At 61.5% G+C, this 11,011-nt stretch carries 14 protein-coding genes; 8 read left to right on the top strand and 6 right to left on the bottom strand.

The features are described from left to right. Nucleotides 1-237: 237 nt before the first annotated feature. The gene (locus ABIE41_RS06600; protein WP_192645042.1) at nucleotides 238-453 is read left to right on the top strand and encodes a hypothetical protein; all 216 of its coding nucleotides are present in this window, start codon (nucleotides 238-240) and stop codon (nucleotides 451-453) included. 51 nt (nucleotides 454-504) lie between these two features. Next, nucleotides 505-699: a DUF3606 domain-containing protein gene (locus tag ABIE41_RS06595; protein WP_192645041.1), complete on the top strand. Its 195-nt coding sequence runs from the start codon at nucleotides 505-507 to the stop codon at nucleotides 697-699. On the opposite strand, the gene ligD is transcribed toward ABIE41_RS06595, so the two are convergent. From ligD to ABIE41_RS06575, 4 genes are all read right to left on the bottom strand, one after another. After that, nucleotides 696-1,727: a non-homologous end-joining DNA ligase gene (gene ligD, locus ABIE41_RS06590; protein ID WP_192645040.1), complete on the bottom strand. Its 1,032-nt coding sequence runs from the start codon at nucleotides 1,725-1,727 to the stop codon at nucleotides 696-698. The genes ABIE41_RS06595 and ligD overlap by 4 nt on opposite strands. Before the next feature lie 264 nt (nucleotides 1,728-1,991). After that, nucleotides 1,992-2,600 (bottom strand): hypothetical protein, encoded by a 609-nt coding sequence (locus ABIE41_RS06585; protein WP_192645039.1) that lies wholly within the window; start codon nucleotides 2,598-2,600, stop codon nucleotides 1,992-1,994. A 110-nt stretch (nucleotides 2,601-2,710) separates the two neighbouring features. Further along, the gene (locus ABIE41_RS06580) at nucleotides 2,711-3,460 is read right to left on the bottom strand and encodes an exonuclease domain-containing protein (RefSeq protein WP_192645038.1); all 750 of its coding nucleotides are present in this window, start codon (nucleotides 3,458-3,460) and stop codon (nucleotides 2,711-2,713) included. 85 nt (nucleotides 3,461-3,545) lie between these two features. Next, a complete protein-coding gene (locus ABIE41_RS06575; RefSeq protein ID WP_192645037.1) occupies nucleotides 3,546-3,779 on the bottom strand; it encodes a DUF2171 domain-containing protein in 234 nt (77 codons plus the stop codon). 498 nt (nucleotides 3,780-4,277) lie between these two features. Here ABIE41_RS06575 and ABIE41_RS06570 point away from each other — a divergent pair, with 498 nt between their 5' ends. Next, nucleotides 4,278-4,745 (top strand): hypothetical protein, encoded by a 468-nt coding sequence (locus ABIE41_RS06570; RefSeq protein WP_192645036.1) that lies wholly within the window; start codon nucleotides 4,278-4,280, stop codon nucleotides 4,743-4,745. A gap of 169 nt (nucleotides 4,746-4,914) precedes the next feature. Here ABIE41_RS06570 and ABIE41_RS06565 read toward each other — a convergent pair whose 3' ends face one another. Next, on the bottom strand, nucleotides 4,915-5,523 hold the full coding sequence (locus ABIE41_RS06565; RefSeq protein WP_192645035.1) for a CGNR zinc finger domain-containing protein: 609 nt from the start codon (nucleotides 5,521-5,523) through the stop codon (nucleotides 4,915-4,917). A gap of 71 nt (nucleotides 5,524-5,594) precedes the next feature. Between ABIE41_RS06565 and ABIE41_RS06560 the strand changes: the two genes are divergently transcribed. From ABIE41_RS06560 to ABIE41_RS06540, 5 genes are all read left to right on the top strand, one after another. Next, entirely contained in the window at nucleotides 5,595-6,530 is a 936-nt protein-coding gene (locus ABIE41_RS06560; protein ID WP_192645034.1) for a DMT family transporter, read from the top strand. Between the two features lie 181 nt (nucleotides 6,531-6,711). Beyond that, on the top strand, nucleotides 6,712-7,710 hold the full coding sequence (locus ABIE41_RS06555; protein WP_354191808.1) for a L,D-transpeptidase family protein: 999 nt from the start codon (nucleotides 6,712-6,714) through the stop codon (nucleotides 7,708-7,710). A 4-nt stretch (nucleotides 7,711-7,714) separates the two neighbouring features. Next, complete coding sequence (locus tag ABIE41_RS06550) at nucleotides 7,715-8,482, top strand: extensin-like domain-containing protein (protein WP_192645033.1); 768 nt, start codon at nucleotides 7,715-7,717, stop codon at nucleotides 8,480-8,482. A gap of 111 nt (nucleotides 8,483-8,593) precedes the next feature. Beyond that, nucleotides 8,594-8,872 carry a glycine zipper domain-containing protein gene (locus ABIE41_RS06545; RefSeq protein WP_192645032.1) on the top strand — a complete coding sequence of 93 codons (279 nt, stop codon included), beginning with the start codon at nucleotides 8,594-8,596 and terminating at the stop codon, nucleotides 8,870-8,872. A gap of 521 nt (nucleotides 8,873-9,393) precedes the next feature. Then, the gene (locus tag ABIE41_RS06540; protein ID WP_354191807.1) at nucleotides 9,394-10,425 is read left to right on the top strand and encodes a YihY/virulence factor BrkB family protein; all 1,032 of its coding nucleotides are present in this window, start codon (nucleotides 9,394-9,396) and stop codon (nucleotides 10,423-10,425) included. A gap of 120 nt (nucleotides 10,426-10,545) precedes the next feature. On the opposite strand, the gene ABIE41_RS06535 is transcribed toward ABIE41_RS06540, so the two are convergent. Further along, nucleotides 10,546-10,761, bottom strand: coding sequence for a hypothetical protein (locus ABIE41_RS06535; RefSeq protein ID WP_192645030.1), 216 nt, complete (start codon nucleotides 10,759-10,761; stop codon nucleotides 10,546-10,548). Between the last annotated feature and the right edge of the window lie 250 nt (nucleotides 10,762-11,011).

Here is an 11,011-nt window from a genome sequence, read left to right as displayed (position 1 = left end):
CGCGCGTTGCGCTGCCATGACGGACGCATTTGAGACCAGCGAACTACAAGGACCCGATAGACAGCGAAGCGAGGTCAGCCTCCGCTTTGGTCGGGCGGTCGACATCAAGGCCAGCGTCGATGTGACCAGCACCGGCTTACTGGCCATCACCGCACTCGTCTCCGGAATCCTTCTTTCAACCGCCGTCGTCGTGCGCAGCGCTATGCGCAAGAGCAGGCGCTTCCCAGGGTGGCCACGATGAAAACGGATATCGAGCCGGAGGGCATCCCGACGGAAGCACCGCTCGCCGCGATCAGGATTGAGACCCTCGAGGACTATGAGCGGGCGACGGTACGCGTCGCAGAGCTCGCCGGGCACGTCGAGAACAGCGCCGAGGAGCGCGAGCTTGAGGCGTTGATCGACACTATTATGCAATGGGACAAATCGCACGATGACGCCACCGCCTGGCGATAAGGAACCTTGTGCCGGTTCCTAGATCCCTGTGAAAGCCGACAGGAGGTCACCATGGCAGACGACAAGACAATTCGCGGCCCGCAGGACCGCTCGCGCGTCAACCTGTCCGAGGATTACGAAGTCCGCTATTGGACTGACACGTTCGGGATTTCGGAATCTCAGCTTGAGGAGGTCGTGAAGAGGGTCGGCCCGTCGGCGTCAGCCGTCGAACTGGAGCTGCGTCGGACGACACTCGAAAAGGGCTAGGCGTCGATCTCGTAGAGGTCCTCGACGTCGGCCTCCTCCCGCAGTCCCTTGTACGACGCGTGCCTCAAATTATTGTCGTTCGTCCAGCCGCGGAAGGCGATCTCGGCGGGCAACGTCGGGGTCACCCAGATCGTGCCCTTTGCCTTTATCGGGATCGCCGGCTTCGGTATCTCCAGCGTTTTCAACTGCCGCTTTAATTCGGTCGCCGTCATCGTCGTGAAGCCAGTCCCGACGCTACCGACGTATGCCAAGCTGTCGCCATTGCGTGCCGCTAGCAGTAACCGACCGATGCCGCCGAGCGCTGCAGCCGACGGCTCATACCCGAGGATCAGAAACGTTTCGGATTGAACGCATTTGATTTTGAGCCAGTCCCCACCCCGCCCGGAGCGGTATGGCGCATCCCGTCGTTTCGCGATGATCCCTTCCAGCCCAAGCTCGCACGCCAACTTCAGAAAAGCGGCACCGTCTGCATTGAGCTCCTCGCTTAACCGGATCGAGCCGTGTGGCCTGATCGCGCGGGTTAGCATGTCCCGACGCTCATCTAGGGCCATCCCGCGCAAATCGCGACCGTCAAGGTAGAGCAGATCGAAAGCGTAGAGCAGCGCCCCGGCGGCCGAGCGCTTACCGCCGCGTCCGCCCAAAGCGCGTTGAAGGGCTCCGAAATCCGAGGCGCCTCGCTCGTCGAGCACGACGGCCTCACCGTCGAGGATTGCGCTATCGAGCCCCATCTCCAAGGCGTCATGGGCGATGGTCGGGAATCGCGTGGTCCAGTCGTGACCGCCGCGGGTGAGGATGCGGACTTTGCCGCGTTCAATATGGACGGCCAAGCGATAGCCATCCCATTTGACCTCCATGGCCCAGTCCGAAGTCGTAGGCGCCTTTGCCGCCAACAGAGCCAGACAGGGTTCGACACGTTCAGGCATGGGGTCGAACCGCAGTTCGGACTGTCTGCGATTTCGGCGGGTCGCGACGACATGACTACGTGCCACGTCGTCGCCGACGCCGACCTTAAGCAGGCGCTTGGCCATGCCGTACTCCACACAAATCGAACACAACGGACTCAACGAAGCGCTGACTCAACGGGAGCAGACCTATTCCGTTCCATGCAGCTAACATTGCTTGGGCAAGCCGTTCCGCCAACGCCACTCCATCGCCGCCCCTACATCGGACGCGACATCCTATCCGTAGCGAGACAGACCGGTAATTCTTCAACTACCAGCGGCTGACGATCGTGCTGAACGCGATGATGTGCATGATCTTGAAGACGGGCATCGTCGGGGCAGCAACCGAGCTCAACGCAGCAGCCCCTCGGCCTCAAATTCTTCCCAGCCCGCAAGGCCTGGCGGCGTTTCCTTGGCGGTGTCCTGCCTGGTGGCGCTGGGGCCGGCTGCGGCCTTCCGGGCGAGAGCGGTCTTTGCTGCCGCACGTCGACGGTTCTCGGCGCTCCTGATCGCATCCTCCTCCCGCCAGATCGTCGGGAGATCGCCGTCCTGGATCGTCTCGATCTGTCGAGGGTCAAAGACGTGGAAGGTCACAGCACGGCTGCGTCCGCGAAGCTTTACCGTCCGCGTTCCGATGCTTTGCAAGCGACCATCCTCCAGCCACTTGTGACGTTCGCGCGAGGAGATGCCCAGCACGTCCTCGATCTCGCTCGGAAGCATCGGTAAGTCCGTGATGCTTTCGAGAGTCTCGCCGATGCGGCTGGCAATGGCTTCGAAATCCGCCACGCTGGGATCGGCAAAGATGACGAGCCCGACCTCGACAGTGAGGTGCTTCCGCATTGTCCAGGGAAGACGACGGCGCAGCTCGCGCTCGATCCCCTTCATCCTCACCGAAGATCCTAGGGTCGCGGATGAAGGGAGCGGCCATTCCGCAACCGAGGGGGGCGAAGGCGGTGTCATGCCGGAAAATCCGTACTCGAAATCTGCCTGCGGGTCCTGGCCCATGAGCCGCTAGAGGACGACGACGTTCTGACCGTTACGGACTTCATCCGCGCAGTTGCTTGGCTCAATCACAGCAGACTCGGCTGGGTCGGCGCCACCGGCTCCCGAAGCAGGCCATCTCCCCGTCGCCTCAACTCGGCGTCGGCGCTGAAACGGATATCGACGTCGCGATCCGCCGCGAGGGCCCGCACGGCCGCCTCGGGGAGCTGATCCCAGCCCTTGCCTCGATACGGGCCTGACGGGACGCGCGGCAGGAGCCCGGGTTCGCCACTCCAGAGCAGCAACTGGTCGAGAGGGGCCTCGTTGAGCATGTCGCGCAGGTGATGGGCGGTAACATACGCGTCCGGCATGGCGCGATGGGCCGGAAGGCCGAGGTGGTGGACGAGACCTTTCGGCATGCGCTGATAGCGCAGCATCTGGTTTGAGAACCGCGGAAGATGCGGCCACAGCCGCAGGGCGCCTTTCCAGGTGCAGATCCAGGGGGCGCCTCCCGTCAGCAAGGAAGAGCAGTAACGCATCTCGAAGCTGGCGCGATGAGCAGCGAGCGCTATGACGCCCCCGTCTGGCCGCAACACCGACGGCGCGACCTGCTTCCAGAATGGCGCGCCTGCCACGTCCGCGTCGCGAATGTGATGGACCGCCATCGTGTCGGGCGAGATAGCGCGGCCGGGATCGACGAAGAGCGAACCACGCTCTGCGTCGATATGCCAACGGCCATCTGCATCGCGCGTGACGTCCTGCCATCCGATCTCACAGACGTCGTGCGGGCCGCCTCCCGCTGTTTCCAGGTCGATCACCCTGATGCGCTCGTGGGTCATTGTCAGGAGATCGGCAGTCTTCCCGACAGAACAAGTCAGTAGCGTCGCATTCTTGCGTTTTTTTCGGCTCAGGCGGCTCTTAGATTCACGCGGCGGACCAACGCTCCATCGCCTCCGCCGTGGTCACGTTCAACACAACCTCGTTCGCTGAGACGGACGCGATTAATCCTACGTCGAGATAGTGATGCTCACCACCTGATGAGGGGTCGTTCTTCTTAAGCTTGAGCAGTTCACCGCTGATGCTATCTATCGTGCCGACATGGTTCCGATCAGCCCCGACGACCTTCTGTCCTTCGCGCAACTGGTCTAAATTCACCATGACATGCCTCTTTAAACGGGGTTTGTGATCAGCCGAACACCGCGGCTGCCCTTAAGGTTCCGGCAAGTTGCAGCCTCTGTGCTGATCCAACCCGTTTTGGATTGAGTGTCGACATACGGGCGGATCAGCTACAACGTGCCCCATTGCCGCTAAACGTTATGGCAGGAACCGCCGATCGTGCGGGTGCCGCCAGGGCGCGGCATCTCCTCCCTCCCCGGTTTGGATGCGAGTGCATTCAGCCGCTCGATAGATGGCCACATCACTGGGACCAATTTCGCTCCCGGGACCAAACGTTTTTCGGTTCGGCGCCAGGCGATCGCGTCATCGTACTCGGTGAGCCGATGTGCCGCTTAGCTGGAACGATTCTCCTGCCCGACCGTTCGCGACTCCAGTCGAGTTCGGAGTTGTGTCATGTGTGCCCAGCGGATGTTGCGGTCAGGCCCTGGAGCCGAGGTAATCCGAAGCCCATCAGATTCGCGACCGGACCAGCGCCAAAGTGTGCTCGACCTCGACATTGATGTGACAAACGCGGAGCGAATAATCTCCCGTCTTGCCTATGAGAATGCGCAACTGATTGCGAGACTGGCACGAGCGGGATTGCCCACGGCGATCGAAGACCCTGTTGATCGGGGGCGAGAGCCTGGACACGGTCATAACAGCAAGCCAGACCCGATCGCTGAACTTGCCGCCAGCTTTGCCGCTCAGGTCGTTCATCTATCTTCGATTCAGACCGTGTTTCCCGATGACCAGGACGCAGCAAAGGTAAACGCCAGCATCGAGATGATTGCTGAGGAAGCTGATGCTCTCGTGACGGCGGTCATCAACGACGCCGAGAACCACGGGCTAGAGGCATCTGGGCCTTGGCTTAAAATCCCACTGGTCGAGACCCAGGCATTCGAAGTCCCAATGCCGGATCCCGAAGCCGCCGCGGCGGACAATGAGCTTGAGCGCAGGCGAAACACTTAAGGCCGGAGATCGGCGGCTCTAAGCCGTCAAGGTTACGTAGGAGGCTAACGCCTAGCAGTTCATTTGGACGCGCGGCGAGGCGATACTGCCTAACCATCCGGCCAACGCAGATTTGAAATGCTTGGGCTCTCCCGCTGTGTGGCCGGCGCATCCGCGACATCGCACGAGCCTACCCCGCTCTAAATCGCCTCACGCGTGCCGGGGTCCCGCAAGTCTTGTCTGAACACCACTGACGACGGCCGCCACGAGATGTGTCGAGGAAAAGCCAGCCGCAATTGTGGCCTGGGCACTGCCGGATTGGACGACGGCTGTCTTTGGTCTCGATGATCAAAGCGCACGCCGCGACGCTTACGCGATCCGCTATATGATCCAGCGTATCGTCGGGCTGCCATATCCATTCCAGCACGCCCCGCTTGGCAGCGACCCGACGTCTGGCGGTCGCGCTTTGCAGCGCGGCGTTGAAAACTTTGAGATCGCTTTCCTCTACCGTCCGGTTGTCGATCTCGACGCAGCAGAGGCTATAGAGCGCCTCGCGCAACGCTTTGGCGCGCGATAGGGCTGCGTCTGATGTGTCAGGCTTCGAAGCGGATTGCCTGTGGAGCCGCTGCTGGGTCTCTGCATCGATCAGCTTTCTCCGGCCCGCCCAGATGAGGAGGTCTTCGTAACAATTTAAATAGTCAGGGCCCGGTTCGCCAATCCGGCTATCGACGGTGTTGACGAAATCCAGAGCCAGATGGCCACCCACCAGTGACATCGTATGGACGGATCTGTCAGTCATCCCGCGGAACCTCCACTGAGCATTGCTGTTGTAACGACATAAAGCATTTTTAGCCGTTACGGGATCCGCCGATGGGCTTGGTCGTCAATCCGAGATTGCTAGATTTTGCCCTGCTCTGTCTGATCTGGGGGGCAACCTGGATCGGTATCAAGGCCGGGGTGGAATCGGTACCACCCCTCTTCTTCGCCGGCACCCGCTTTGTGACCGCAGGAGTGTTGCTGCTGGCTTTGGCAAGTTTTCGGGGGGAGCGAGTTAACGTCGCTACCGAGGACAGGCTTCGGTTCCTCGTGGTCAGCCTGCTGATGATCTCCCTCTGCTACGGACCGCTTTTCTGGGGGATGCGCTATATTAGTTCAGGTACCGCGGCCGTGCTGGAGCTGGCCCTGACGCCGATAGCACTGTTGTTTTTTGCGGTTCTGCTGGGAGATGAGCGGGTCGCGGTCCGGCATTTCGTTGCCATCGGCCTGGGCGTTGCCGGAATTGCCTTGTTGTTTGGCCCACAGGCTCTGGCCGAGGCGGCACCCGCCGGCCCCGGCTCGGATCGATATGCTGTAGGCGCTTTTGCGGTTGCATCGGCGGCGTTCACCTATGGGCTTGGTTCCGTGGTCGCCCGGCCGCTACTCAAGACATACCCGCCCTTCTTAGTCGCAGGAATCACGACTTTTGTGGGCGGAGGCGCGCTGTTCGCCTACGCGCTCAGCTTCGAGGCGGGAGCGGTTCGGGCCCTTCGGGGCGACTGGGGCTGGGCGGCCTGGACCGGATGGCTCTTCCTGGTCCTCTTCGGGTCGCTGATCGGCTACACGCTCTACATGCGTCTCTTGCGCGATATCGGCGCCTCACGCGCTGGGAGTTACGCCTTTGTTTCTCCGGTCGTGGCGGTGGTTCTTGGGGTTCTGGTATTTGGCGAAACGATCAAGCCTCTCGACATTCCTGCTGTCATTCTGATGCTCGCTGGCGCCTATATGGCAATGGCAACGCCCAGTCAGGCGCCCAGAAGTGATCGATGAGCAGTGCGCGGGTTTCTGCCATCGAAGCCTAGGCGCATCGGCATTCGGGCCAATGCCTCGCGCCTGACCGTGCCGACGAATTAAGGAACGACGAGCGCGCTTACTGCTTTGGGTGGCTCCGGAACATCCCTCCCATCCGCCCGTATAGCTTCGGCCGAACTGCCTCGCTGTCGGAGCCTCCATGACACCCGCCCATCCCAACAGGATCGCTAAGACCGCGGCGGTCATGGTCGCTGTGCTGGCCACCTTCACGTCGCCTGCATTGGCGCTCTCGGCTGCCGAGGTGAATGCGGTCACCTTCGCTGACCGGAATGCCGCGGTCGCGCCGGGAGCGAACCCGTTTATCGTCAAGGCGCAGATCCTGCTCAGCCGGCGAAGCGTCTCGCCTGGCGTCATCGACGGGGTCGACGGGGATAATTTCCGCAAGGCGGTCGCTCAATTCCGGCGACAGGCGATGCTGCCCGACGGTGAGGAGATCGACGAGCTGGCCTGGCTCAGCCTTGAAGGTGATGCAACCAACGATGTGATCGCCGAGTACACGCTTACCGACAAGGATGCAGCCTACGACTTCGCCGACGAAATTCCGCGCGACTACGCCAAGCAGGCCAAGATGAAGCGGCTGTCCTACACGAGCCCTCAGGAGATGCTTGGTGAGCTCTTTCATATGAGCGAGACGCTTCTCGCCGCGCTCAATCCCCGCCAATCGTTTTTTGAACCGGGTTCCCGGATCGCCGTGGCATCGGGGCGCCGATCGCCCGAGAAGGGCGCGGCCCTGCGCGTCGATGCCGTCAAGGGGACGGGAATGGTTCTGGTCTTCGGCGCTGACGAGCGGCTCCTGGCAAGTTATCCGGCAACCATTGGCAGTGAGCATACGCCCTCGCCTTCAGGCGACTACGCCATTGAGCGCATCGCCCGGAATCCGAACTACACCTACGATCCCGAGAAGAACTTCCAGCAGGGCCAGAACACCGAAACGCTTGTCCTGCCCCCCGGGCCAAATGGTCCCGTCGGGACGATCTGGATCGCGCTGTCGAAGCCAACCTTTGGCATTCACGGTACGCCCGAACCCTCGAAGGTTAGCAAGAGCAACTCGCATGGTTGCATCCGCCTGACGAATTGGGACGCTGAAGAACTCGCCGATTTGGTGAAGACGGGCGTCGCGGTGCGATTCCTGGATTGACGGCGTGCACCGACTGGTCGTTCGGATGATCGCGGCGCTTCTTGCACTGCACGGCACTGTGGCTGATGCACAGTCACGACGTGGCCGGTCCAACAATGAAGTCGCCAGCCCGCGCATCATGACACCCTTTCCGCCGCGACGCCCTGCCGAGTTGAAGGCAAGCAAGGCAGAGCCCGCCGAAACACCTCTCACCTCCACCGCCCTAGAGGGCCCGATTGGGCCGCCTGCCTGTTTTGGGGTCTTTTTCGAGCGCGGCGGCATCGCCTTGCCCGTGGCTGCGGACGGTGACGGCGCCTGCACCATAAAAGACCCCGTCACCTTTCGCGCGATCTCTATGCCCGGGGGCGCGCGGGTTGAGTTCGACAGCGCAGTCACGGTGACTTGCTCCTTCGCGGTCGAAGTTGTCGATTGGGTTCGCGACGATCTACCCGGCATAGTCTCCCGCGAGAACGGCACGCTTTCCAGGCTGATCGGCGTGGGAGGCCATGCGTGCCGACCGCGCAACGGCGTGCCTGGCGCTCAGATCAGTGAGCACGCGACCGGCAATGCGCTCGATCTTGGTGCCCTGGGGCTTGCCGACGGCCGAACGCTTAACCTGGTCGGCTCTGACGCCGCACCGCGGCCCCTGCGCGAGGCGCTTAAGAGCAGTGCTTGTGAGCGCTTCAAAACGGTCCTTGGCCCCGGCTCCGACGCCTCCCACAAGGACCATCTGCATCTCGACATGCGACAGAGGCCCCGCGACTACAAGATCTGCCAATGGCAACCCGACTGACGCGCCTGTCGAGGGACGGCTGCTTTGGACCTCTCTCTGGCGTCCGAGGAACTTAGCGGATTCTGCTCGCGTTCAGTCACGGAGCCTCAAATCCAGCCTCAAGGACGTCCGATGGAAAACGAACAAAGCGGCTTCAAGAAACTATCGGATGTAGCGGGCGATCATCTGCATCGTGAGGGCGTCGCCGCAGGCAGAGACGAGATGACCCGCGGTGCCTCCGGCAGGGCCAGGGCGTCAGGTATTGACGCGGGCGGTGCGATAAACATGGCGGAAGATCGTGTCGGTGAACTCCAGGACATGCTGATTGAACAGGTCCGCGAGCGGCCGTTCCGAGCTGTAGGCTGGGCCGCTGCGGCCGGTTTCGTTATCGGCATAATGTCGGCGCGGTAGGCCAATGCTAGGTGCCAGCTTCGCCTTTCTGATCACCCAGGCAAAATCCTTTCTTGAACGGCAAGTGACCATCTATGGATTGATGTCGGTTGCCGCACTCTTTTGCATTTTCGCAGCCGGTTATGGCTTGGATGCGCTACGCGAGATGCTTTTCGTTCAAGTTGGCGGGGTGATTGCTAGCTTGATCCTAGGCGGGATACTCCTGGTGTTATCGCTCGGCTGCTTCGGCGCCGCGTTTTATCTCAGTCGCTTTCCACGCACTTCTCGCGCGACGTTATCGGCCGATGACAGCCCACGCCGGGGGCCGCTTGTGAGCGGATCGGCGATGCTGGTCGGGGGTGCAATTACTGGGCTCGTCGCAGCGGTCCTTGCCGCGAAACGCCCTAAGCGAGGCAGTCGGACATTCTTTGATCGTGAGCACGTGCGCCGTAGCTCGCTTCGCTGATGGGTGGGTAATGGCCGCAAACAGCTGGAAGCCAACCAAGCGCATAAGGTCGGCATCGCTAGATATGGTTCTGGCCGTGACGATCGGCATCGGATCGGCGCTTGCGCTCTCTCGTCTACAACGCGGCTCGCTGAGTGCGCGGGACGCGGAGCACGAACAGAAAACGGCCCATCAGACGCATGACGGCGGGAGTGCAGCGCAGCCCCAAGAAATCCCGGTTCGCGGCTGGTTGGACATCGCGCGCCGGACCTATCATGAGATCGATAAGGACCGCGTCAGAGCCGTTGCTGCCGGCGTCACGTTCTATGCGCTTTTGGCGCTATTTCCGGCCCTAACTGCGCTTGTCTCCGTCTATGGCCTCGTCGCCGAGCCCGCTACCATTTCGGAGCATGTCGCCAGTGTTGAGGGCCTATTGCCTGCTGGCGCTGGAGGCTTCCTTCAGGATCAGATCGAGCGGATCGTGCAGGGCGGTGAAGGCAAACTTGGTTTTGCGTTTGCAGTCAGCCTAACCCTTGCGATCTGGAGCGCCAATGCAGGTGTCAAGGCGATCTTCGACGCGCTCAATGTGGCTTATGGCGAAAACGAAAAGCGAGGCTTCATCAAGCTGAATCTTGTCTCTCTTTCATTCACCGTGGGCATCCTCGCCTTTATCCTGCTTGCGATCGCAGGCGTCGCTGTAGTCCCAGTTCTCCTTGATTATCTCAGTCTTGGGAAAGGCGGGGAATGGCTAGTCTCGATCGGTCGGTGGCCGGTTTTGATCCTCGTCCTCGTGGCCGGCTTGGCGGCGCTCTACCGCTTCGGTCCCAGCCGTGACGAGGCGCAGTGGAAATGGGTAAGTCCCGGCGCCCTCGTTGCCAGTGTTGCCTGGCTGGTTGGATCGCTGCTTTTCTCTTGGTACGTCGCAAACTTCGAAGACTACAACAAGACTTATGGCACGATCGGCGCGGTCATCGGACTGCTGTCCTGGATGTGGCTCTCTGCAACCATCGTACTCGTTGGCGCCGAGTTGAACTCTGAGACCGAACGCCAGACTCAACGCGACACGACCAAAGGCGCCCCGAAACCAATTGGTCTACGCGGTGCCGATGCCGCAGATCGCAAGGGCTGAAGAATAGAAGCTCGGCCGTCGATTTCATGTCCGACGGACTAGGCAGCCGCCGCTGAAAACCGCGAGGAATGATCGGACGACAGCGCAGACCAAACGTCCCTCTTAGGGCCGTGCACCCGATCAAATCTGCGGGCGCCACAAATCGCGGGGATCAGCGCTCTTGGCCGCTCGATCGTGCTCTTCCTGCTCCTTCTGGATCCGCGCCTCGATCAGCGCCATGTTGAGGAAGTAGGCGAGCGTGCAATAGCCGCGGCCCTCCGCATCGCCCATGAGTTGCTCAATCCGGTCAGCCAGGTCATCGACTTGCCGCAGCGGGATCAGGGGCACCACCGACATGACTTGTCCTCACCACCCTCGCGGCGCCGGCCGGGCGCCGGAGCGGCTGGAAGCATGTCGGCCTTGCCGCCTTCGATCAAGCTAAGGCTCCTCTTTATAGGTGGCAGCTCGGGCAGGCCCCCAGAGGCCAGGTCCGGGACATAGGCGGCCCAGCAGTGTCCATGTCTATTTTGCTTGCGAAGCTCGGTGTGCAGGTTCCAGGGCATCCGCCTATGAACGCGTGCAGCACCGAGCGAACGGGGACGCAGTG

This window comes from Bosea sp. OAE506 (assembly GCF_040546595.1).
In the GTDB taxonomy this organism is placed as follows: Bacteria; Pseudomonadota; Alphaproteobacteria; order Rhizobiales; family Beijerinckiaceae; genus Allobosea.
The sequence above is the reverse complement of the archived record's forward strand: the minus strand, read 5'-3'. Positions and strand labels throughout refer to the sequence as shown.

Coding starts and splice junctions, on each gene's coding strand:
- ABIE41_RS06555 (WP_354191808.1), top strand. CDS start 6,712: ATGACACCCGCCCATCCCAACAGGATCGCTAAGACCGCGGCGGTCATG.
- ABIE41_RS06585 (WP_192645039.1), bottom strand. CDS start 2,600: ATGACACCGCCTTCGCCCCCCTCGGTTGCGGAATGGCCGCTCCCTTCA.
- ABIE41_RS06575 (WP_192645037.1), bottom strand. CDS start 3,779: ATGGTGAATTTAGACCAGTTGCGCGAAGGACAGAAGGTCGTCGGGGCT.
- ABIE41_RS06560 (WP_192645034.1), top strand. CDS start 5,595: ATGGGCTTGGTCGTCAATCCGAGATTGCTAGATTTTGCCCTGCTCTGT.
- ABIE41_RS06600 (WP_192645042.1), top strand. CDS start 238: ATGAAAACGGATATCGAGCCGGAGGGCATCCCGACGGAAGCACCGCTC.
- ligD (WP_192645040.1), bottom strand. CDS start 1,727: ATGGCCAAGCGCCTGCTTAAGGTCGGCGTCGGCGACGACGTGGCACGT.
- ABIE41_RS06535 (WP_192645030.1), bottom strand. CDS start 10,761: ATGTCGGTGGTGCCCCTGATCCCGCTGCGGCAAGTCGATGACCTGGCT.
- ABIE41_RS06545 (WP_192645032.1), top strand. CDS start 8,594: ATGGAAAACGAACAAAGCGGCTTCAAGAAACTATCGGATGTAGCGGGC.
- ABIE41_RS06595 (WP_192645041.1), top strand. CDS start 505: ATGGCAGACGACAAGACAATTCGCGGCCCGCAGGACCGCTCGCGCGTC.
- ABIE41_RS06565 (WP_192645035.1), bottom strand. CDS start 5,523: ATGACTGACAGATCCGTCCATACGATGTCACTGGTGGGTGGCCATCTG.
- ABIE41_RS06580 (WP_192645038.1), bottom strand. CDS start 3,460: ATGACCCACGAGCGCATCAGGGTGATCGACCTGGAAACAGCGGGAGGC.